This window comes from Pseudoalteromonas sp. R3, from assembly GCF_004014715.1.
GTDB lineage: Bacteria > Pseudomonadota > Gammaproteobacteria > Enterobacterales > Alteromonadaceae > Pseudoalteromonas.
The window spans coordinates 4,409,606-4,432,427 of sequence record NZ_CP034835.1 but is presented as its reverse complement, the minus strand read 5'-3'; the positions used below and the strand labels follow the sequence as shown (position 1 = coordinate 4,432,427).

Sequence of the window (22,822 nt, the reverse complement as noted above, 5' to 3'; positions counted from 1 at the left end):
ATTAGTTCAGCATTAAAGTGTCGGCGTTATTGAACGCGTTGTAGCTTGACGTGATGACGACATCACCTGCGTTCAGGCCACTTAATACTTCGAAATAGTCATTATTCTTTTTACCCAGGCGGATCGATTTCCTGACCGCTTTCTTGCTTTCTTTATCAAGCACAAAGACCCAGTTTCCGCCGCTTGAAGAGAAGAAGGCGCCACGACGCAACATCAAAGTGCTGGCTTGCGCATCCCCTAAATGCAACTCCAGATCAACGCTCTGGCCGCGCTTGAGCTGAGTCAGCTCTGTTGGAAGATCGAGTTCGACCTGAAACTTGGCGTCTTTTACCCGGCTGTCTATCTTGGTCACAGTCAGTGCAACAGGCTGACCATCAAACAAAGCAATGGCATGCATATCGACGGCGACCTGGTTGAGATAGTACTCGTCAACTTCCGCAACCAGCTTGTACATATCGGGAATATCAATTTGACCCAGGCGATCACCTCGTGCTTTAGATTCGCCAATCTCCGCTGCCAGTTCACTCACATAGCCATCAGCCGGAGCACGAACGAGCAGGTCTTCGAGATTTTTACGCGCAAAAGCCAGATTTTTCTGCAGCATTTGAGCACTGTCTTCAAGCTGTTCAATCTGGATATTACGGATCTCATTTTCCGCTTTTTGACGTTGCAAGGTGAGCTCCCTGCGCTGCTCATAGTAGGTCAGGTCTTGTTCCAGCGTGGCAATTTGATCTTTGGTGATTGCGCGGTGTGTTTGGAGTGCCAGCGCTTGGTCCAGTTTACGCTTCAGGTGCTGGATTTGATGTTCAATTTCTAACAGGTCGCGACGCAGGTTCAGCTTGTTGTTCTCCATCGTCATCTGAGTATTACGTAAAAAGTTAAGCTGCTCAGTGACCTGGGCTTCTCTGCTGATCACATCGAGTTGCAACGACATGTTAGACAGGCGCACCAGAGGTTGGCCTTTGGTGACGAAATCGCCGGGTTCCACATGTTTTTCCTCAACGCGGCCACCCGAGAGGGTATCAAGCAAAATGGCGCGTTTAGGGGCAATACTGGCTCTGAGTCTGATCTGCTCGGTAAAGGTGCCTCGGATCACTTTTGAGTGAACCAGGGTGCTTTGATCTATGGTCTGTGTCTGCCCCTGTGAGCGGCTGTCCTGATAGGCGTAGCTAATTGACAGTAAACTGCCACACAGACCCGCCCAGATTAATGACTTCTTTAGTTTAGTGGTGCGTGAAGTAGTAATTTTTTTATCCATGCTCATGGGCTTTCCCCTTTGGAACCTAAAGTGAACTTTGTAGATTAAATATACTTGTCGGACGGGGGCTTAGTTAGCTGTAAAATACAACAGGATCATGATGGCGTACGCAAAAAGGGCTACCCATCCATGGGCGGCCCGTGTCGGTGTTTGGTCTGTGAGGTAAGGCGTTAGACGAGCTTCACGTTTCCTTGCCCCTCTATATTTAAAAAGCGGTTAAACATATGACTGAAGCGGTTTCCTTCGTGCATTATCATCAATAAAGCCGCGTTTTGTGTGTAGTCATTAATGATCTGCAGAATATCGCCTTTGCTGGCGTCATCGATGTTGGCTAATGGCTCATCAAGCAAGTAAACACTGGCTGTTTTAAGCAGGCAAATCGCTATCTGACACTTTTTCTTCTGTCCTTCAGACAGGCGTTCAAAGGGCTTATCTAAACACTCCAGTAGGCCGAGTTTTTCAACCAATTCATCTGCTTTTTGGCGATCTCCACCTTGTGCGATAATGCGGTCAATATTGTCCCCCACAGTGCCGGGAAGCAGGCCAAAGGGGTATAAAGAGGCGCTGATATGCGACATAGCCGGTTTTGAGATCTCGCCCTGGTTCGGCGTGTAAAAGCCTGTCAACAAATGTGCCAGAGTACTTTTCCCCGCTCCATTGGGGCCACTGATCAATACACGGTCGCATTTATCCACAGTCAGGCTTGTGCTTTTTAAAATGGGCTTGGCCTGAAAATCGAAGTCAACATTGTTAAAGCTGATCGTGTCACTGTCGGTTAGCTGAGTGTGCGCCTCAGCATCTGTGGCCAGCGCTTTAAACTCGGTGTAGCGGTCCAGTAATGCGTCTAAAGTTGCCAGGCGGGGCACCAGGGCTGAGAGTTGCTCAACCGCGTTGATGATCAGGCTGAAAGCACGCGTCAGGGCAAATAAGGAACCTATGGTGATCACACCCAGGATGACCTGAAATCCCGCGACTATGATAACGGCTAACTCAGTGTAAGAGAGAAAAACGGCACTGATTGACTGATACAGGGCACTGTAACGAGTATTTTTATACTGGGCATTTAGTGAGGCCTGCAAACCTGATTTAATGGTGCTCTGCGCTGTTTGATTCAGTGAAAACAGGCGAACATGTTTATAACTGTCTACAACGGTTGCTAAAATCGACTTAAACTGAGCTTCGGATTCTTGCAATTGTTTGGTGCTGTCACTGATCTTGCCACTAAAGCGATTCGCCAGAAAATACAAGCAAGGCAAGATGATGGCCAGGGCGAGGGTGATCTCCCAGCTGATCCAAATGGCCACCGAAATGCCTGAAATACAAATGAACACACAGGTCGTAAATGCAACCAGGGTATCTATCATTTCTGAGAGCTTTTTAGGCTCATCATAGAGGCGTGAAATATAGTAGCCACGGCCATGATGGGTGATCTCCTGACAGTCATGCTGGTAATAGCTGTTGGCCAGGTCGACCGATAATTGTTCCTGTAAGGTATTTTTGATTTTCTGTCTTGTCAGTGTGGTCCAGTAGATAAGCAAGCGACCGCCGGTGGCAACTGAGGTGACGATGATGGCCAACCACATAAAGAAAGACTGATTGCCTTCATTAATGGCATCAATCAGCCACTTTAAGGCGAGCGGATCAACAACAGTAAAAAATACTGCCTGAATTGCAGTTAGTACCAGCAACAATGCCAGCCGAGACTTTTGCGGGGCCAGTAATTGCCCGGCGGTTTTTAAGTTCGATTTACTGATAGGCATAAGAACACTTCCTATATAACCCCGGCTCATCGGGGAGTGTGTGGGCAGTCTGACATTGCCAGACTGCCTCCCTCATTTTTTACAAATCATGCATGAAGCGATGACCACCGGTAGCAAGCCTGTGCAGCATCATACCTATGCCCGAAGAGCCAAAAGCATAATCCGCAGATAGGCGTACAGAGTGACGGCTTGGATATATTTCACCTTGCTGACGGTCGATGGAGAACAGCGTCAATCGTTCACTGATCTCGCAGGCAACCTGACGATAGTGAGTATTTTCCGTGATTTGATAGAGGTCGATGAAAAACTCAACGATGCCTGAAACACCAATAAACTGACCCTGATCAACTGAGTAGCGAGAGTATGCGGATAGTGCAATCGACTGTGCGAGCTCAAGGTAGCTGGCATCGCCTGTTTCTCGATAAAAGCGGATCACCACGGCACCAATTCCTGCTGCACCATGCTCCCAGTAAGGCAGGACCGTTTTGCTGTCTACCGTTTTACCCCACTTATATTCTCCCTCAGCGGTAAGTCCGGCCTGAATATCATGTGCCAGCGCCGCTTTGGCAAACTCCAGTGTGGTTGTGTTATGTGTCAGTTTGGCCAGATAGAGTAAGAACAGGGCGACTCCGGCGCTGCCGTGTGCAAAGCCAACCGGTGTTTCCTCATCCTCAGCAACGGGAAAGTAGCAACCGTGCTCGGTGTCGCAAGCGCGCAGCTGCAGCTGTTGTGCAATGGACCCGGCGTGCTCAAGGTATACTGCGTCGTGATAGCGGGTATACAGCTTCAGACACATATAGCCGACACCTGCCAGACCATGTGCAAAGCTAACCGCATCAAACTTACTCATCGAATCCAGGGCATAGTCGGCCCAGCGTTTGGCCTGCACTTCACGGTCTAGTTCTAGTTCGGCCAGTGCCATACCTGCATAGCCGACGAACAGGCCTGCGGTAGAGGTTTGAGTCTCAAAATCGGCGATTTTCTCCAGCAAATGTGCCGGAACATCATGACCTGTCTTGGCCATAAACACGGCGGGTCCATAGTAACCATAAGTGAGTGCCAGAGGGTGAACGTCAAATGCCGTGTAATCGATGGGCATAAAATGCGGGTCGATGTTAGTCTTGATCCCTTGTGAAATAAATGCAGCTATCTTATTCACCCGGAGCGCAAAGTCTTTGGCATTTGCAACTGGGTGCTGATCGTAATCGGGCAAGGCCGTAATGAAGTGCGCGCTGGTATTCGCAATTTGTGGATTAGCGGTTTCGGCAAGTTTAACTAATGCGCTTTTTGCTTGCTCTGGCTCACCGTCAGCCAGCTTTTGAATGACCTCTGTAAGGTGAGGGTTGAGTGCACAATCATTTTGTAGTTTGTGCAGCAGTTGCCAACGCTTTTCAGGGGCCAGAGAAAAAATATGCAGCGCTGGAAAAATCATGCTGTACAGCGCCATGGCCAGAGCGAACCAGTCGCCTTTATAGGTTGCACCGGTATCCATAAAGCCTTCATTACTAAACCCGGGGGTCGTCAGTAAAGCGCGTTGCATTTGAGCGTTCTGCTCAGGGTGATAAGCACCTTCGAAATCTATGAATCGGATTGTTTTGGCCTGTTCGTCAACCAGAATATTGTTTGGTGATACATCACCTAAAACCACTCCGCGTTGGTGTGCTTCTGTCACGGCTGCGATGGTTTCGCGGGCGATCCAGATAAAATGTTGTTGGAATCGCTCAGCACTGGCAACGTCTGCGACAAATGGCACTAAAGTGACTTCTTTTTTACCGCGGTAATTACGCAACGGTGTGCCGTCAATGTATTCCTCGACTAAGAATGAATGTTCCCACTCGGTAAACCAGTCTATCGCGGTCGGAAAGTAGCGGCTACTGCTGAGCGTTTTGATAACACTAAATTCGTTCTGCAGTACTTGATCGGCGTAAATTGCGCCCTGATCTGCCACACTGGAGAAGTGTACATAAGGTCTTGCTTCTTTGACCACGACAGTCTGTGAAGTTTGCAGATCCTTCGCTTTATATACACCACCACTATTGGAAAAAGACAAGGCCTCAATGACTTCATATCGATCATTGAGTGGCGCTATGCTTTCATCTGAACTGTCTGTTAGCTTAAAGGGTTCCTGTATCCATTCTGGCAATTTATAAAAGGCTTCGCGCTCATCTTTGATAAGCGTACCATCTGGCTTTTTGATACAGGCAACCTGGCTGCCATCTGCTTTTTGTTGTGGCAACAATTTAAAGCCACCATAACGGTAATATACTACTTTGCTATCTTTATAACGTTTGTCTGAAAGAATATAAGGGCCATTAAACTCTTTTGTTACTTCATAAATGGCTTGGATCAGTTGTTTAAATATGGACACACTGCGTGGGTAAATAGTGATGAGTTTTCCAGAGCTGCCCCTTCCGGTGGCTTTGGATGCCATTTGGTTGGCTATGTCCTGGCGGCAAATAACTTTAAATGATGTGTCGAACTCTATGCATTGTTGCAGGGTTGCCCGAATGATAGACAGTGCATCTTCAGTGGAAGCTGAAACGTGAATTTTAAAGCCCTGCTCGGGTAGTTGCTGATAGCTGGGTGTTGCTGAGAGCCAAATACTATGGTGCTTAGTTGACCACGATTCAGGGACTGTTGACGAGACTGCCTGTGCAATGGCCTCATCTGGCTTCATGATAGCGGGTTGAGTAAAGTACTCATTATCACCCAACATATAAGAGTTGTTATACATACCGACACCTGTTGTTATTTAAAGTTATTTTCTAAACAGCAAGGAGCTGAGCAAACAGGTGCTGTGCACTCTTGGTCAAGCAATCCATTATTAACCTGACCCAGAGGTATCTGGAAGGATTTATCTCCTTTCAGAATCAGTCACTGTTTTTATCTCAGCCCAGCCGAAGAGCACTTAAAGTGCTTTTTCCAGTCTGTTTCCACAGTGGTTGGAAATGGTGCTCCACTCCTGGATCTCTGCGTTATCGTTACCTGAAGCGATGCTTTGTAGCTTTAATACGTTGTTCATTATATTTCTCCGATCTTTTTCTAATTAAAGTGATTTCTGCAGGCTATCGCTGCCACAGTGGTTAGAGATAGTGCTCCAGTCTTGGATTTCAGCGTTGTTGTTGCCAGACTGCACTGCTTGTAGTTTTAATACGTTGTTCATTATATTTCTCCGATCTTTTTCTAATTAAAGTGATTTCTGCAGGCTGTCGCTGCCACAGTGGTTTGAGATAGTGCTCCAGTCTTGGATTTCAGCGTTGTTATTGCCAGACTGCACTGCTTGTAGTTTTAATACGTTGTTCATTATTATTTCTCCGGTATATTTAATTAATTAAAGCGATTTTTGCAGGCTGTCACTGCCACAGTGGTTAGAGATAGTGCTCCACTCCTGGATTTCAGCGTTGTTGTTGCCAGACTGTACTGCTTGTAGTTTTAATACGTTGTTCATTTTTATTTCTCCGATATGTTTATTTAATTAAAGCGATTTTTGCAGGCTGTCACTGCCACAGTGGTTAGAGATAGTGCTCCATTCCTGGATTTCAGCGTTGTTGTTGCCAGACTGTACTGCTTGTAGTTTTAATACGTTGTTCATTTTTATTTCTCCGGTATATTTATTTAATTAAAGCGATTTTTGCAGGCTGTCACTGCCACAATGGTTAGAGATAGTGCTCCATTCCTGGATTTCAGCGTTGTTGTTGCCAGACTGTACTGCTTGTAGTTTTAATACGTTGTTCATTTTTATTTCTCCGGTGTGTTTATTTAATTAAAGTGATTTTTGCAGGCTGTCACTGCCACAGTGGTTAGAGATAGTGCTCCACTCCTGGATTTCAGCGTTGTTGTTGCCAGACTGTACTGCTTGTAGTTTTAATACGTTGTTCATAATTATTCTCCGATTTTTAAATTGCACGGTTGACCCTGGTTTCACAAAAATGACTTGATAAGTTTGCTGTTTTATCAAAACTCAAGCCGTCACTAATTTCTTCAGCTGTTTTAATGTCGCTTGATGTATTCATCTTTATCTCCAGGTAGTATTTGTTTAACAAACTAGGTTTTGTCTTCTTGGCGTTAGCCAGTGATTAAATAATAGCGCTGATTGGTGTTTTTATAAGCTGGCTTTTATTACAGGTTTTATTTCTTATGGGGTGTTATTCCTAAATCTTTTATTATTCTTATTGTCTAGCTGTATAATATGACAGGTAGCATTGCTCTATATCAGGCAGGCGGGTGTTATTGTGTTTTTGCTGACATATGCGAGTGAGCACGGCACTGCTACGCTAAGAAAGAAGGCATTCGTTACTGACAATACGCAGAATTAAGCGTTACAATGTCACCGCATAAATGGAGCGGGTTGCCCATGCAATGGAAAGGCATTCCTATGCTCTTCGTGGTAGACAACAAATTAGAAGAGAATAATGTTATGGCATTGACTACAGTCATCCTTGCTGCGGGCAAGGGTACTCGTATGCGTTCAAAATTACCTAAGGTATTACACCCGGTTGCAGGCCGTCCTATGGTGCAACATGTCATTGATAATGCTATAGCTTTGGGTGCGAGTACGACGAACCTTGTATATGGTCACGGTGCACAACAGCTAAAACAGGCGCTGAAGCATAATGATGTCAACTGGGTACATCAGGCAGAGCAACTGGGGACAGGTCATGCTGTCGCAGTAACAAAAGAGCATATTGCAGATGATGATACTGTGCTTATCTTATATGGCGATGTACCGCTAACTCGCCTATCTACCTTGCAACGTCTGCTCGAGGTGACTCCACAGCGTGGTTTAGCAGTATTAACCGTGAATCTAGATAACCCAAGCGGTTATGGCCGCATGATCCGTGAAAATGGTAAGCTGGTCGGTATCATTGAACAAAAGGATGCAACAGCGCAGCAGCTGGCAATCCAGGAGATCAATACCGGTATTATGGCGGCGAATGGTGGGCTATTAAAAAAATGGCTGGGCCAGCTCTCCAATAATAACGCACAGGGTGAGTACTACCTGACCGACATCGTTGCGATGGCACACCAGGATGGCGTCGAAATAACTTCAGCACAGCCGGATGACGCGATGGAAGTTGAAGGGGCTAACAACCGTGTGCAGCTTGCTGGTTTAGAGCGAGCCTATCAGGCATGGCAGGCCGAAACCCTGATGCTAAATGGCGCTAGCCTGGCAGATCCAATGCGCATCGATGTCCGTGGTGAAGTTACAACCGGGCAGGATGTGCAAATTGATGTAAACGTGGTACTTGAAGGCCAGGTTGAGCTGGGTGATGATGTGGTGATTGGCCCAAACTGCGTCCTGAAAAACTGTAAGATTGGCAATGGTGTTGTGATTAAAGCCAACACGATGATAGAAGACGCAACCGTCGGTGATGCCTGCACCTTGGGTCCGTTCGCCAGATTGCGCCCCGGTGCGGTAATGGAAACTGATTCGCATATTGGCAACTTTGTTGAAATGAAAAAGTCTCGCCTTGGTAAAGGATCAAAAGCAAACCACCTGACTTATCTCGGTGATGCTGAGATTGGTGAAAAAGTGAATATTGGTGCTGGTACCATTACGTGCAACTACGATGGCGTGAATAAATCGAAAACCATTATAGGTGATGGTGCATTTATTGGGTCTAACTCCTCCCTGGTCGCACCGGTGGAGATTGGTAAGACTGCAACTGTTGGAGCTGGGTCTGTGATCACCACAAAAGTCGGTGACGAGACACTCGCAGTGGCCCGAGGCAAGCAGCGCAATATTGATAGCTGGCAAAGACCAGTAAAAAAGAGTTAATAAAAACGGGAGCTTAGGCTCCCGTTTCTTATTTCGGGCCTTTGTTTTGTCAAGACATCGAACAGTGAGTTCCTTTCTGATGACCAAAGTGATACATTACTGGGGGTTAATTAAAATTTAACAATAAAAACTCAAACAATCGGGTGTTAGGTAATTATGGAAAATCTCTTTAGAAAAGAAGTATTAGAGAGTAAAAGACACCGACTAGAAGGAGCTGTAAGTTTAGTTCAACCACCCGTGTTTAAGACACTGACTTTACTTATCCTGATCGTCGTAATTGTAAGTATCATTTTTCTTGCCAGCGGTAGCTATGCTCGTAAAGAGCGGGTCTCCGGAGTGATAGAGCCCAATACAGGGGTGTTAAAACTCGTTGCGCCTCAGACAGGGATCATTGCTGAAGTACTGGTTGCTGAAGGAGACTATGTTGAAGCCGATCAGCCTTTGTTACGGGTTGCTTCTGCCAAGCACAGTACTCAGTCATTAGAGCTCAATCAGGCGTTACTAAATCAGTATAGTTTTCAGTTGCGCAATTTACAGCAGCAGATCAGTCAGCAAAAGCGTCAACATGTGCTGGAACTGACTGAGCTGAGACAACAGAAAGCGACGGCAGAAGCACGCCTGAAAGAGCTGGATAGTCAGGCCAGTACTTTTGAAAAGCGGCTACAGCTGAATCAGCAAATGGTAGGCCAGATCAGTACGCTAAAAGGCACCGGCTATATTTCTGAGCTAGAGCTTCAGCGACAAAAGGATACCTTGCTGTCGTTACAGCAACAGGCATCCAGTATTCAATCTGAGCGGCTGACACTGGCTGCGCAAATTCAGCAGCACGATACCGATCTGGAAAAACTCCCGCTGCAACATGATGAACGTTTAAGCCAGCTGGAATCACAGCAAGCCGATCTGCAAATCCAATTATCGTCCGTTGAACAGCAACGTCTGGGCGAATTGCGTGCCCCCAAAGCGGGTGTTGTCACAGGCTTGCTAGGCAAAGTGGGCAAGAGCGTCAATGCAGGGCAAAACCTGCTCAGCATACTGCCTCAGGGCAGCCAGATGCAGGCAATCATCTATGTGCCGACGTCCTCTTTTGGTTTTATTAATCTGGGCCAGGAGGCCAAACTGAGGTACCACGCATTTCCCTATGAGAAGTTTGGTATTTATAACGGCACCATCCAACAGGTCAGTAACAGTGTGATCCTGCCAGAAGAAACCAGTACGCCAGGCGTGATACAGCAACCGGCTTATCGGGTGGTGGTTGCGCTTGAAGAGCAGCAGATCACGGCCTATGGCAAGGCGACGCCGCTGCGGGCGGGGATGATGCTCGATGCTGACATCATCGTTGAAGAACGCTCCTTATTGCGTTGGTTATTTGATCCCGTGTTTAGTATTAAAGGACAGCTGTAGGCTGCAACTACAAGAATAAAAAGGCTTTTTATGCACGTTGAAGACGAATCACCGGTACAGCAGTTAGAGTTCTGGTCAAGGAAGTCACTGCCTATTATTTTACAATCAGAGGCGGCTGAATGCGGCCTCGCCAGCCTGGCCATGGTCGCGGCGTATCACGGTTACCACAGCGACCTGACCACATTACGACAAAAGTTCAGCATATCTATCGAAGGGGCGACCCTGCTGGATATTATGCACTTTGCAGAAAAGCTGGAGATGAGTTCACGGCCATTGCGCATCGAACTGGAAGATCTGGATGCACTGCAGACGCCCTGCATTTTGCACTGGGATATGAACCACTTTGTGGTCCTTAAAAAGGCCAATGAAAAGCGCATCGTGATCCATGACCCCGCTTCGGGTGAAAAAACCTTCACCATGGCTGAGGCGTCAAAGCATTTCACAGGCGTCGCCCTGGAGCTGACACCGACCAAGAGTTTTGAAAAGAAAGAGAAGAAGCCCAGCCTGCACTTTTCGGATTTCTGGAGTCGTATCACAGGGCTGAAACGCTCATTGACCCTGATCTTCTTACTGTCCATCATACTCCAGGTGTTTACCCTCGCAGCACCTTACTATATTCAGCTGGTGATCGACGATGTGATCCTGACGGGTGATACAAACCTATTGACGGTGCTCGCCACTGGTTTCTTTTTGGTGCTGGTATTTGAAATAGCCACCAATGCGCTGCGAGGGTTCACCTTGCTGCATTTTGGTAACCAGATGAACATTCAGCTGGGAGCTAACCTGTTCCACCATCTGGTTCGCCTGCCGATTTCCTATTTCGAAAAACGCCATATGGGTGACGTGGTTTCCCGCTTTGGTTCATTGCAGCAGGTCAAGCAAATCCTCACTACCGGGGTGATCGAAGCCATCATAGATGGCCTGATGGCAATCATTACGCTGGCTATGATCTTCTTTTACAGCCCAACTCTGTCTGCGGTGGTATTAGCGGCCGTGGTGGCGTACGCCATAGTACGTATTGCTATGTACAAACCGTTTCGTAATATCAGCGAACAGGAAATCATGGCACGTGCAGAAGAAAACTCTAACTTTATGGAGACCGTACGGGGCATTCAGACCATCAAGCTGTTTGGCTCTGAGGTGAAGCGCGAAGGGCAGTGGCAAAACCGCTATGCCAATGCCATCAACCAGAGTATTCGCCTGGGGAATTTCCAGATTGGCTATGATGCTATTAACCGAGCTTTATTTGGTATTGAAAACATTTTGGTGGTGTTTTTGGCGGCGCATTTGGTTCTGGATGGCGGATTCAGTACCGGTATGCTGTTCGCGTTTATGTCCTATAAGCGCCAATTTATGGACAAAACAGCGAACCTGATTGAAAAATTGATTGAGTTTAAAATGGTGGGCCTGCACTTTGATCGTATTGCGGATATTGCACTGACCGACAAAGAAATTCTGCAGCCGGACCAGGTTAAGCAACACAAGGTTGAAGGTCACATCGAATTGCGTGACATCTGCTTCGCTTATTCAGATGCAACTCCCAATGTCCTGAACAATCTCAATCTGACCATTTCAGCGGGTGAATCCGTGGCGATAACCGGCCCCTCGGGTTGTGGTAAATCCACCTTGCTGAAAATCATGCTGGGCCTGAACCAACCAAAAAGTGGTGAAGTGCTCATCGATGGTGTGCCTATGGAACAAATTGGGGCGCGTCAGTATCGCCAGCAAATCGCAGCAGTGATGCAAGACGATGAGCTGTTATCGGGCTCTGTCGCCGACAATATCGCATTTTTCGATACACCAATTGATATGGAGCGAGTCGTGTATTGTGCGCAGCTAGCTGCTATCCATGATGATATCAGCCAGATGCCAATGAACTACGACAGTCTGATAGGCGACATGGGGTCGAGCCTGTCTGGTGGTCAGAAGCAACGTATTATTCTGGCTCGCGCCTTGTACAAACAACCCAAAATTTTGTTTATGGATGAGGCAACCAGTCACCTGGACACCAACCTGGAATCCGATATCAATGAAGCGGTATCTCGTTTGGATATCACCCGAGTGATTATTGCGCACCGTAAAGAAACCATTGCCTCAGCCGACCGGGAAATTCGGCTGAAAAAAGCCGACGTGTCTGATGCCCAGGAGCAGGAGGAAGAGTCCGTTTGTGAGTAATTACCCGTCTGATTGTTTTTATTTTGTAAAAAATATGATTGTCGATGGTTGAGCAGGCGGAGAATTTGGGTTAACGTCGGAAAGATAACAAAGGTACAGATGGCAATGCGTGCATCAATGATGCGCGCACTGCATCGAAGACACGATAACAATAACGAATGACGATTAGATTAAGGATGAACATGCCGGAGCAATTTTCATTGTCGACGCAGCAGCGCGACACTATCCACACCATTCTGTCCGTTGTGGCTGACAAAGTCAGCGCACATATCCGTGATACGGAGTTGCCTCATGGCCTGCTCAGCGGCTTAGCAGGTCAGCTACTGTTTTTGTATAAAGCGTACGAATATGACGCAAGCCTGGTTGATGAGGACCTGTTTGCTCAGAAATTAGAAGAATTACAGGAAGGCTTGGATCAACAGAGTTTTGAATTAAGTAACGGTCTGGCGGGGCAGGCTTGGTTACTTGAGTATCTGAATCAGGCTGATCCAGAAAATTATGACCCCGAATTACTTGAGGAAATTGACGAATTATTCCGTCAGTCGCTGGATCATCAGCCCTGGCGTGGCGAAATTGAAATGGTGCTGGGACTTTCCGGATTTGCACCGTATGCATCACGTCGTGGCAGACAATCTGACCAAACTGCTCTGTATGAGGTGATTGTCAATGGATTAGAAAGTACCGCAACCCATTTCGACAACGGTCATATTGCCTGGTCTCAACCAGAAGAGTCGGTCTACCGTTTTAATAAAGATGAGCCCAAAGAGCCTGAGTACAATCTGGGTCTTGCGCATGGTGTGCCTGGTATTATTGCGGCGTTATTGCCTGCGGTTCATATTCCAGCTCTGAAAGAGCGTGTGACTAAGCTGTTGTTAGGCGGTTGTGATTGGTTGCTGGAACAGCAAAGCCCAGACAGTGGCTCACATTCATGTTTTGGTTCATGCGCGGGTAACGAACATCAGTCTCGCCTTGGTTGGTGTTACGGCGACCTGACTATTGCCATGACACTGGCACGTGTAGGGCAGGCGCTGGATCGCCCAAGCTATATCGAGCGGGCATTAGAAATTGGCCTGCATGCTGCCGAGCGCGATGAAAAATCTGGCCACATCACCGATGCCGGCGTGTGTCATGGCTACTATGGCATGGCACTGATTTATCAAATCCTGAATCAGTTAATGCCTCATCCTCGTTTTGCACAGGCGATGCAGTATTGGGTTGATTACTCGTTGCAGCAGTATGCTGAGCGTGGCGTTGAATCTCTCTATTCCTTCAATGGCATAGACAAAGAATATCATGAAGACTTTGGCTTCCTGATGGGCTATGCAGGTATTGGCATGACCCTGACTTCTCTGTTTGATGATGATACTGGCTGGGTTGATTGTTTGTTAATGGCATAGGGAGTAAGTGATGTCTAAACAGCTAAAAAATGAAGATTTTTTTGTAATTCGTACGCCCCGTCTGGGGCTTGAGCAACTGGCCCAGTTTGGCGAAGACAATGCCGACACCAATGTCTTGCTGGCTGCCTGGCTCGCCACACCGGGGGTCGAAGAGGCCATCTATCTTGCGAGCCCGTCATTACTTGAGCGAATCGAACAGTGGCGTACTAAGCCAGAGTCCAAGCAGGGCAAAAAAGTCGCCCATGCTTTGATTAAATACATGGTCCGCATGTGCTCACGACCAACACCTTTTGGTCTGTTTTCAGGGATCCATCAGGGTAACATTGCTGATAGTACTGAACTGACGGTCGCGGATCTCGGTGAAGACAGTCGTAAAACCCGACTCGACATGTTCTATCTGAATGCACTTAAAGAGCACTTTATCAAGCACGCGTCCCGCTCAGATACATTGACCTACAAACCGAATACCTCGCATTACTTCATCGCCGATCAGTGTCGATATATCGAGACATATTTGTCAGAAGAGACCATGCAATATCGTCTGAGTGCGGTAGAGAGTGATGAGTATTTCCGCTTTGTACTGGACGCTGCGCGCGATGGTAAGAGTTTTAATGCTTTGGTGGCACAGTTCCGTGAACAGTATGCTGAAGCCGAGCTTGAAGAAGTGGAAGCCTATATCCAGGACCTGATTGACGAGGGAGTGCTGCTGGCAGACATTCCGCTGCCGCTGACCGGTGAGTCACCGGATCGCGCGTTACTGAAGTCGATCACCGCCATCAATGAACTCGACACGGCTGATAAACTAGCTACTGCGCTGGCGCAAATAGACGCTCTGGATAGCCAAAAAACAGGTGAAATTAAACCTTATAAACAACTGCTGGAGCACCTGCAAAGCCTGCCTGTGAAAGTACAGGAAAACAAGCTGTTTCAGAGCGATATTTATCGTCAGTTTAATGACTGCCAATTGTCAGGGCAGGAAGTTTTACGTCTGCAAAAGCAGCTGGAGCTGATTGCTGGCCTGAGTGTGTCTGAGCAGGGCAGTTCACTTAACCAGTTTATGACTAAGTTCAATGCGCGTTTTGAGGGGCAGTTTGTACCGCTGGATAAAATTCTGGATGATGAATCCGGCATTGGCATTTCAACGGAAACCGGGTATGAAGCACCTCTGGTTGCGGGTCTGAACCTGGCTCGCAGTGGCAGTAGTCAGCAGAGCGCACCTGAAATTAGCGTACTGGATGGCCTCGTGGAGGATGCGCTGAGTCAGCCTCAAAACCGTGCAAAAGACTGTGTTGTGCTGCGTGGTAAAGAGCTGAAGCAAAAAATCACCAATAAAGAAGCCGTGACTAAGTTCCCATTCTCTTTCGCGACTATGGTGAGCTTGTATCAGGACGACCGGGGAAATCCGGTTTACAAATTCAACGGCTGTTACGGTCCATCAGCTGCTAATCTGCTGGGTCGTTTTTGTCATCTGGATGAAGGGCTTAAAGACAATGTAGTGGCGCATTTGGAATCTGAGCAGGCACACAGCGACGACGTGATTTTGGCAGAAGTCGTCCACATGCCAGAGGGACGCCCGGGGAATGTGATTGCACGCCCACATCTGCGCCAGTACGAAATCGTCTTCCTGGCAGACAGTGCACTGGAAGATGAGTATCAGATCCCATTGAGCGACCTGTATGTCTGGGTTGAAGGGCAAAAAGTGAAATTATGGAGTAAGCGACTGAACAAACAAGTCGTACCGCGCTTGTCTAGTGCTCACAACTACTCTGCTCGCAGCCTGAGTGCCTATAAGTTCTTATGTATGTTGCAACATCAGGATGGCAGACCACCGCAATTTAAGTTGCCTGGCAGCCTGGATCGTGCCTCTTTTGTGCCACGCCTGATGTTGGATAACCTGATCCTGAATGAAAAAACCTGGCGCATTGACAGAACAGAGCTTGAAGCTATCAGTAAAAAAGGCCAGTTTGATCGTACTAAACTGGATGCACTACTTGATACTTATCAGCTCGATCCGCAAGTCAGCTTTGCTATGGCTGATAACGTGCTTCAGCTGGACCTGCGCAACCCGGATATGTTTGCGATTTTACTTGCTGAAACCAAAGGTCATCGCCGGGTTGAGCTCAAAGAAGTGCTCAGCAATCATTATCCTTCACGAGTGGTGGATGCACAGGGGAATCACTACAGCAATGAAGTGATTATTCCATTTATCAATGAGCATGCTAACGTTCACCGCCATTTCAGTGATGATCCTTTGGGGAACATCACGGCTGCACCTTTGAAGCGTCGCTTTAGTGCAGGTTCGGAATGGCTGAGTCTGAAGATTTACTCAGGCAACTCTCTGGTCGAGCAATTACTGACCGAAGAACTACTGCCACTGATTGAGCAAAATAGTGAGCTGTACGACAAATGGTTCTTCATTCGTTATGGCGATCCAGACTGGCACCTGCGCCTGCGTTTCCATGGTGATCCAGGGTTGCTATGTGGCCAGCTACTGCCAAAATTGAATGCGTTACTCGACCCGAAAGTGGAAAGTGGCGAGCTACATAAAGTCGAACTGATGACCTATGAGCGTGAGGTTGAGCGCTATGGTGGTCCTGAGTCGATGGCATTGGTTGAATCCCTGTTTATGTACGACAGTGCGCTTATTGCAAAAACCTGCGCGCTGGTGGACGAATACGGTGAAGACGTACGCTGGCGTATGGCGCTGGCACACACCCACAAACTACTGGATCTGTTTGAATACGATGATGCTACACGCTTTGCGCTGATCAGCCAGTTACGCGATGGTTTTGGCAGAGAGTTTAATGAAACCAGTGTCTTGCGTAAGCAGTTAGGTAACCGTTATCGTGACTATGAAGCGCAACTGGATAAGGACTTTGCACTGTTGACCAAACAAACGGATGCGCAAGCTGACGAAGCACAACAGGCGCTGTTTGAGATCCTGTCACAATGGTACATGGCGGCAGAGCCTGTGGTTGGGGTTCTCAACCGTATGATCGACGAAGGTAAACTCAACTGTACCAAAGATACGCTGATGGGGTCTTTGTTGCACATGCACAATAACCGTATGTTCAAAGCCTATGGTCGCGAACAAGAGCTGGTTATTCACGATATGCTCCGTCGTAAGTACTTCTCGGCAGATAAAAAAGCCGACTAAGCGACTGAACGGCAAAAAGCGCACCAATGGTGCGCTTTTTGTGTTTATGAGACCCTTTGACTACCCTTGAGTAATCACAAAATGAAGGACGATGTTATGACCCGAACATTAACTCTCTGGCTTAGTTTATTGCTCCTGCTTGTATGGAATATCCAGGTGCTGGCAGATGACGATAAACCTGCGCAGCTTGCTAAGGAACTTGCCGTATTTCAACCCTTTTTGGGAACCTGGCAGGCGGATTTTGCTGTTCCTGCAGGTAAACCGCCAATGCGGGATATCAGTCACTGGGAGCGAGCGCTCAATGGCACCGCAGTGCGCACTTTGCATTCTATCAATGCGGGTATGTATGGTGGCGAGTCGCTGATTTTCTGGGACAAGAGCAAAAACGCGGTGGTTTTCTACTATTTCACCACAGCAGGGTTTTATACCCACGGCACCATTGAAGTGCTCAGTCCTACCGAATTTGTTGCTTTTGAGGACGTAACCGGCAATAAAGATGGCATCACTCAGGTAAAATCCATTAGCCGTTTCAAAGATAATCACTTTGAGGTATCTACCCAGTATCTAAAACAAGGCAAATGGACAGAGCCAGAGCAGCGTACCTATGTACGCAGTAATGAAGTGGTACAGTTCAAATAACCGGTGCGGCTAACCATAATAACAACAATAAAGAGTTAAATGTGTTCACCTCGCTCAGTATTTCAGGGCTGACTGTATTTCAGCTGATCTTTGCCTGGCAGATGTGCTTTGCCGCGATACTTGTGTGGCAAAATCCGCACAGTCGCTGCCTGGTGTTATTTTTTGTTTTTCAGACCTTACTCTGCCTTGCTAACGTGCTTGAAAGCGCAGGCTTTACACTGGCAGGATACGTCATCACACCGGCTTTTACTGTGGCCATGGGGCCAGTCTGGTATCTCAGTGTCCGCAACCTGATCGGGGCCTCAACAGATGGCTTGCAGTCTGCCCGCCACCTGCTGTTACCCCTGGTATCACTGGGCTTGACCCACTATGTTCAGCCGCTAATTGCGCTGGGCAGCATCATGCTGCTGGGTTATCTGGTGGCGTCTTTAAAACTGCTGCGTGACTATCGCGATACGGTGTATCAGGTACATGCCGATGCGGCGACGATGGATCTCACCTGGCTGACCAGATTACTTGGCGTGTATGCCGTACTGAGTGTGACGGATTTTGTGCGCATGAATGTGCAGCCCATCACGCCTATGCCCTGGAAAGCCTACTGGTATTTAGCCCATGAAGTGGGCTTCTTTGGTATTCTGTCTGTGTTGCTGGTTGGGGTTATAAAGCAGCCGCAGTTGTTTAATCGCCTGGCCCAATATCAGACGCTCAGTCAGCGAGATGACGCTGCAGAGGACACGCAGCTGGCGCAGTCGATATTTGCAGCGGTAGATGCACAGGTTCGGCAGCAGAGGCTGTTTTGTCAGCCACGACTGAGTATTCAGCATATCGCAGATCAGCTGTCACTGGGTGTAAAGCAGGTTTCCTGGGCTATTAACTCTGTGTCTGGAAATAACTTCTCTAACTATATCAATGAGGTAAGGCTGGGGCAGGTTGAAAAACAGTTGGCTGATCCGGCCTATGCAGAGGCGTCGGTACTCGATATTGCGATGAACAATGGCTTTAATGCCAAGTCGACCTTCAATCAGGCCTTTAAAACCCGTACAGGAATGACGCCGACGCGTTTTCGACATGGCGCGCTGAAAAACTAACCAAATCACACTTTTATTCGTTCAGGATCCGGATTCTGGACGAATAAAAGTAGTTTATTCAATACATTGGTTCTTAACCTAAGAGGAGAACCAAATGTATAAAGCCGTTTTTGGACTACTCGGACTCATCATTTTGAGCTGTCAGCAGTCACATGCAACCCCGTCACGTGGTACACCCGGGTATCATAACGATGCATATCAAATTCCCGTGTTGCCTAATCAGGTAAGCGATCCGGTTGGTTATTACCACAGCAAAGAGCAGCTGTTTACCCTGGTTGAACGCGAAGACTGGCCGGCGGTCGTCAAACTGGCCAAGGGGCTGACCACAGACTATCAAAACGATGGTGTTACCTGGTATCTGCTGAGCCTGGGGTATCGGCAGCAACAACAGTGGCAGGAAGCCATTGCTCCACTTAAGCGGGCATTACAGTTGGGGGTACGGTTAAAGCGCTTGCCAAAATGGCACGATAACCCCAACGACATGATGGTAACTCTGGCTGAGCTGTATGGCGCGCTTAAAGATAAGAAAAATGCCATGCTGTGGCTGGAGCGGGCACTCGAGGCGCGCTGGGACGACAAACCCGCGCTGACCGGCCGCAGCCTGTTTAGCCGCAAGCCCAATCCGCACTTTGCCGCGTTTGCACAGGATGCCGATTTTCGCCGCTTAGTGGGCGCAGCACCTGGTGCAGAGTTCGACAGAGAGGCACGCTGGCGTCATGATCTGCATTATCTGGCTGATGAGATCAGGCGTTTACATGTGTCGGCCTTTCATCGCATGAGCGAGCAGGGCTTTGAGCGCAAGGTCGCGCAGATTGATAAGCGCATTCCCGCTTTGAGTGACCAGCAGGTCGTGTTTGAGCTGATGCAGCTGCTCGGCATGCTGGAAAATGGTCACAACTTCATTATTCCGGCCTGGGGTAAGGCGGGCAACACTCAGCAGTTACCCGTGCAGTTTTATCTGTTTGAAGAAGGGCTGTTTATTGTGGCGGCCGACTCAGACTATCAACACCTTATTGGCAAGCAGGTGTTGGCGATAGGCAATACCCCGGCATTACAGGCACTGGAAAAAACCGGGGAGGTTAACCCGCGCGATAATAATATGCAGCAAGCGTGGCTGGGACCTTACTATTTGAGCCTGACTCAGGTATTGCAGGGCCTTGGGGTGGTTGAAGACGCAAGCAAAGTTGCGCTGACGGTCCGTGGAGATGATCAGCAAACACAACAGTTGACGCTGACGCCGCGTGCTATGCAGTTTAATGGCTTTCCAAAGTTGCCACGCCAGCACCTGCAGTCAGAGCCTTACTGGTCCAAATTACTGTCTGAGCACAAGGCACTCTATGTGAACTTTAATGCCGTACGTGAGCGCAAGGATGTGTCGCTGGATGCTTTTAATCAGCAGCTGCGCGATACACTGCTGGCCGGGCAGGCGGAGCACTTTATTTTGGACCTGCGTGATAACAGCGGCGGAAATGGCTTCCTGCTGTCCAGTACCATTGCCACCGCAGTGTTGTTCGAAGCTCTGGTACCTAAGGGTAAGCTGATCATCCTGGTTGGACGCAATACCTTCTCGGCCGGTCACGATCTACTGATGGGGATCAGCAAACTGACCAGCGCCATATTGGTCGGCGAGCCTTCGGGGACCCGACCTAACGCCATCGGTGAGGCGGGCTGGTTCACCTTGCCCTACAGTGGTCAGATAGGGGTGATCTCATCCCAGTTTCATCAGCAGGGCGCAGCGGAAGACAGCCGGGTGTGGCTGGCACCAGATTTGCCGGTTGCCCTGACGGCAAAGGATTACTTTGCAAATAAAGATGCGGTGTTGGATGCGGCGCTGACCTTAATGTCTAGCGGTTCGCGCTGATCCTGCTCTGCCTGCTGCACATAAGCATGCGCCAGCTTGAGTGCAGCTTCGCCGAAGATCCAAAACGGTTTGGTTTTACTGTTGATATTCACCGCTACACTAAGCTGGTAGAGAGGTACCACAATTAACATACTCTGCGATCCTCGCGATACGCCGCCGTGGTGATAGTAAGTAAACGCGGGATGGCCGTTATGCTGGTATTCATGACGACGCCATCCCAGTGCATAGTTTTGCGGGTTTACCTCGCCATGATTCAGGCGCTGTGGTGTCCAGATCTGTTTGCGCACCGCCGGGTGCAAATAATGGGGGTCGAGATAACCACTGCCGAGCCGCACAAGGTCACTGGGTGTGCTGATCAGGCCGCCGCCGGCCAGGCGGTGGCTGAGGTTTACCGGGCGCCAGGGAATATACTGGGCATCCTGTCCGCGACGATTAAAATAGAAGGTGGCCAGCTTATTGCCCTGTGACTCCGTGCCACTGTGGCGCATCCCCAGCGGTATCAGCACATACTGCTGGAGCAAGTCGAGATAGGGGCGCTGAGCATGTTGCGCCAGGACCGCACTCAGCAGCACAGTACCATAGCTGGAGTAATAAAATGCATCGCCCGGCCTGGAACGCAGCGGCCCTTCATCAAACTGCGCAACGGCATCCTGTACCCGATCAAACTGGGTATTCAGGCTGAGCGAGCGATACAGCCCGATGCGATCCTGGTTGCCTTTGTAATGAGGCAGACCGGCGCTGTGCGATGCCAGCTGGCGCGGGGTAATATCTCGCCACGCCGGGTTGGGCAGCGGTGTCAGGCTGTCTTGTAGCGGCGTATCCAGGTTAAAGTTTTGTTCCTGCATGAGTTTTGCCATGAGTGTGGCGGTCACGGCTTTGGAAGTACTGCCAATGCGAAACTGATGCTCGGGAGTGAGCGCTGTTTTGGTTTTGATGTCGGCATACCCGAGCGTGCCCTGCCAGACAAGCTGACCACGATGGGCAATGGCGGCAGAAATACCGGGCGCGTTGCTTGTAGCTCTGGTGGTATTAAGAATATCAGCAGCCCGGGTATTGAATGCACCGAGCGCCGGTGCGTGATGTGACTGGTGTGGCAAAGGGCCCTGGGGAAGCGACGTAGCGCTGGCCAGTACCGGCACTTTTTCCAGGTTGAAGGCATAAAACTGGTAGACGGGCCAGCCAAAATAGGCCAGCGCGGTTAGGAGCAGTAATGTCAGCAGACTGAGCAGACGTTTCATTGTTGATCCTTAATTCGCGATAAACTGGCTTAACTATCTGAGATTTAAGCTTTTAAATCTTGTCTAAAGTGAAAAATACTGGCCGATTCTGAAAAGGTGGCTAAATCAGTTGCTAAATAGGTAGAGCCGTTCAGGTCATATGTGCGGCGAAAACACCTGTTTTGCGGCGCTTTAATCTTGCCTGAAGCTGGTATGGCGCAATATTCCTGCGTATGCTTGGATATTCATCTTGTTATTAATCCATGACTTACCAAGACTGGCCGCAAGATAAACAACACAAGGACCTAGTCATGACACTTGGACAATACATCAAACAACTCAGACAACAAAGGGCGTTGAGCCAGCCACAACTGGCTTCGCAAATGACGGTTGAGCAGAGCTACCTTTCTAAACTGGAGAACGATCACTCAATTCCTTCTAATGAGGTGTTCAGGAAACTGCTGGCCGCACTGGATCTGGACTTAGGGAGCTTTATGCAAGGGGTTGCGGAGCAGGGGGACAAGCATAGCCTGACACAGATCCCAGACATTGAAGCCTGGTACCAAAACCTGGATAAACATAAGCTGGCACGGCGGCGTAGCTGGATACTCATGGCACTGGTGTGTATCTCTTTGGGGTGTGCGCTATTTACAGTGGCTATCGCACGCTCTTTTTGCCTGAACGCCAGTATGAATACCACTCCTATGGAGAGCTGAAAGACGAAGAGCCTCTCGATTTGTACACGCGCTGGCATCGTTACGTGAGTGACGCGGATAAACAGAACCGGGCCGACTATGATGCGTTGCGACTGATGTATCAGAAGCGCCAGGCGCCGGAGCGATTGTATAGTTTTGACTATCGTGGCAGTGCTTTTGTGGTACAGGTTGATAACGGTCGCCGGTATTTTGAGATGCAACCTGAGCGTGTGCATCATGTGTCTCGTCCCGGTAATGCCTGGATGCAGTTTATCGGTATCGTGCTGTTTGTCGCAGGTTTACTGGCCCTTTTACTTGAGCGTCGCTACGCCCGGGCTCACTAGCCTGGTCGTCCTGTACTGTTCTGGCGGGAAAATACGTGCGTGGCGCGATAT

At 48.6% G+C, this 22,822-nt stretch carries 15 protein-coding genes; 10 read left to right on the top strand and 5 right to left on the bottom strand.

Annotation, left to right across the window (positions count from 1 at the left end; genetic code table 11):
• Position 1 precedes the first annotated feature (1 nt).
• The 4 genes from ELR70_RS24445 to ELR70_RS25115 form a co-directional block, all read right to left on the bottom strand.
• Positions 2–1,258, bottom strand: coding sequence for an efflux RND transporter periplasmic adaptor subunit (locus ELR70_RS24445; RefSeq protein ID WP_054016235.1), 1,257 nt, complete (start codon positions 1,256–1,258; stop codon positions 2–4).
• 170 nt (positions 1,259–1,428) lie between these two features.
• Positions 1,429–3,018: an ABC transporter ATP-binding protein gene (locus ELR70_RS24440; RefSeq protein ID WP_054016166.1), complete on the bottom strand. Its 1,590-nt coding sequence runs from the start codon at positions 3,016–3,018 to the stop codon at positions 1,429–1,431.
• 79 nt (positions 3,019–3,097) lie between these two features.
• Positions 3,098–5,752 (bottom strand): class III lanthionine synthetase LanKC, encoded by a 2,655-nt coding sequence (gene lanKC / locus ELR70_RS24435; RefSeq protein ID WP_054016165.1) that lies wholly within the window; start codon positions 5,750–5,752, stop codon positions 3,098–3,100.
• 174 nt (positions 5,753–5,926) lie between these two features.
• Positions 5,927–6,040, bottom strand: a complete 114-nt coding sequence (locus ELR70_RS25115) for a class III lanthipeptide (RefSeq protein ID WP_200908213.1) — start codon at positions 6,038–6,040, stop codon at positions 5,927–5,929.
• A 1,395-nt stretch (positions 6,041–7,435) separates the two neighbouring features.
• Here ELR70_RS25115 and glmU point away from each other — a divergent pair.
• The 8 genes from glmU to ELR70_RS24395 all read left to right on the top strand — a co-directional run bounded on the left by glmU (position 7,436) and on the right by ELR70_RS24395 (position 20,515).
• Positions 7,436–8,797, top strand: a complete 1,362-nt coding sequence (glmU, locus tag ELR70_RS24430) for a bifunctional UDP-N-acetylglucosamine diphosphorylase/glucosamine-1-phosphate N-acetyltransferase GlmU (RefSeq protein WP_054016234.1) — start codon at positions 7,436–7,438, stop codon at positions 8,795–8,797.
• Between the two features lie 156 nt (positions 8,798–8,953).
• Positions 8,954–10,198 carry an HlyD family efflux transporter periplasmic adaptor subunit gene (locus ELR70_RS24425; RefSeq protein ID WP_054016164.1) on the top strand — a complete coding sequence of 415 codons (1,245 nt, stop codon included), beginning with the start codon at positions 8,954–8,956 and terminating at the stop codon, positions 10,196–10,198.
• Between the two features lie 30 nt (positions 10,199–10,228).
• Positions 10,229–12,373: a peptidase domain-containing ABC transporter gene (locus tag ELR70_RS24420; protein ID WP_054016163.1), complete on the top strand. Its 2,145-nt coding sequence runs from the start codon at positions 10,229–10,231 to the stop codon at positions 12,371–12,373.
• 182 nt (positions 12,374–12,555) lie between these two features.
• Positions 12,556–13,770, top strand: a complete 1,215-nt coding sequence (locus ELR70_RS24415; RefSeq protein ID WP_054016162.1) for a lanthionine synthetase C family protein — start codon at positions 12,556–12,558, stop codon at positions 13,768–13,770.
• A gap of 10 nt (positions 13,771–13,780) precedes the next feature.
• Entirely contained in the window at positions 13,781–16,927 is a 3,147-nt protein-coding gene (locus ELR70_RS24410; RefSeq protein WP_054016161.1) for a lantibiotic dehydratase, read from the top strand.
• A gap of 96 nt (positions 16,928–17,023) precedes the next feature.
• Positions 17,024–17,566, top strand: coding sequence for a hypothetical protein (locus ELR70_RS24405; protein ID WP_054016160.1), 543 nt, complete (start codon positions 17,024–17,026; stop codon positions 17,564–17,566).
• A 41-nt stretch (positions 17,567–17,607) separates the two neighbouring features.
• The gene (locus ELR70_RS24400; RefSeq protein ID WP_054016159.1) at positions 17,608–18,654 is read left to right on the top strand and encodes an AraC family transcriptional regulator; all 1,047 of its coding nucleotides are present in this window, start codon (positions 17,608–17,610) and stop codon (positions 18,652–18,654) included.
• Between the two features lie 94 nt (positions 18,655–18,748).
• A complete protein-coding gene (locus ELR70_RS24395) occupies positions 18,749–20,515 on the top strand; it encodes a hypothetical protein (RefSeq protein ID WP_054016158.1) in 1,767 nt (588 codons plus the stop codon).
• On the opposite strand, the gene ELR70_RS24390 is transcribed toward ELR70_RS24395, so the two are convergent.
• Positions 20,449–21,753: a serine hydrolase domain-containing protein gene (locus tag ELR70_RS24390; RefSeq protein WP_054016157.1), complete on the bottom strand. Its 1,305-nt coding sequence runs from the start codon at positions 21,751–21,753 to the stop codon at positions 20,449–20,451. The genes ELR70_RS24395 and ELR70_RS24390 overlap by 67 nt on opposite strands.
• Before the next feature lie 290 nt (positions 21,754–22,043).
• On the opposite strand from ELR70_RS24390, the gene ELR70_RS24385 reads away from it, so the two are divergent.
• On the top strand, positions 22,044–22,448 hold the full coding sequence (locus ELR70_RS24385; RefSeq protein WP_164881466.1) for a helix-turn-helix transcriptional regulator: 405 nt from the start codon (positions 22,044–22,046) through the stop codon (positions 22,446–22,448).
• Positions 22,355–22,771, top strand: a complete 417-nt coding sequence (locus ELR70_RS24380) for a hypothetical protein (RefSeq protein WP_164881465.1) — start codon at positions 22,355–22,357, stop codon at positions 22,769–22,771. The genes ELR70_RS24385 and ELR70_RS24380 overlap by 94 nt, the downstream gene beginning before the upstream one ends.
• Positions 22,772–22,822: the final 51 nt, after the last annotated feature.

Excerpts from the sequence above, each read along its gene's own strand:
- ELR70_RS24425 (WP_054016164.1), top strand. The coding sequence starts at position 8,954 with ATGGAAAATCTCTTTAGAAAAGAAGTATTAGAGAGTAAAAGACACCGA.
- ELR70_RS24385 (WP_164881466.1), top strand. The coding sequence starts at position 22,044 with ATGACACTTGGACAATACATCAAACAACTCAGACAACAAAGGGCGTTG.
- ELR70_RS24440 (WP_054016166.1), bottom strand. The coding sequence starts at position 3,018 with ATGCCTATCAGTAAATCGAACTTAAAAACCGCCGGGCAATTACTGGCC.
- ELR70_RS24415 (WP_054016162.1), top strand. The coding sequence starts at position 12,556 with ATGCCGGAGCAATTTTCATTGTCGACGCAGCAGCGCGACACTATCCAC.
- ELR70_RS24395 (WP_054016158.1), top strand. The coding sequence starts at position 18,749 with ATGTATAAAGCCGTTTTTGGACTACTCGGACTCATCATTTTGAGCTGT.
- ELR70_RS24390 (WP_054016157.1), bottom strand. The coding sequence starts at position 21,753 with ATGAAACGTCTGCTCAGTCTGCTGACATTACTGCTCCTAACCGCGCTG.
- ELR70_RS24410 (WP_054016161.1), top strand. The coding sequence starts at position 13,781 with ATGTCTAAACAGCTAAAAAATGAAGATTTTTTTGTAATTCGTACGCCC.
- ELR70_RS25115 (WP_200908213.1), bottom strand. The coding sequence starts at position 6,040 with ATGAACAACGTATTAAAGCTACAAAGCATCGCTTCAGGTAACGATAAC.
- glmU (WP_054016234.1), top strand. The coding sequence starts at position 7,436 with ATGGCATTGACTACAGTCATCCTTGCTGCGGGCAAGGGTACTCGTATG.
- ELR70_RS24405 (WP_054016160.1), top strand. The coding sequence starts at position 17,024 with ATGACCCGAACATTAACTCTCTGGCTTAGTTTATTGCTCCTGCTTGTA.
- ELR70_RS24445 (WP_054016235.1), bottom strand. The coding sequence starts at position 1,258 with ATGGATAAAAAAATTACTACTTCACGCACCACTAAACTAAAGAAGTCA.
- lanKC (WP_054016165.1), bottom strand. The coding sequence starts at position 5,752 with ATGTATAACAACTCTTATATGTTGGGTGATAATGAGTACTTTACTCAA.
- ELR70_RS24420 (WP_054016163.1), top strand. The coding sequence starts at position 10,229 with ATGCACGTTGAAGACGAATCACCGGTACAGCAGTTAGAGTTCTGGTCA.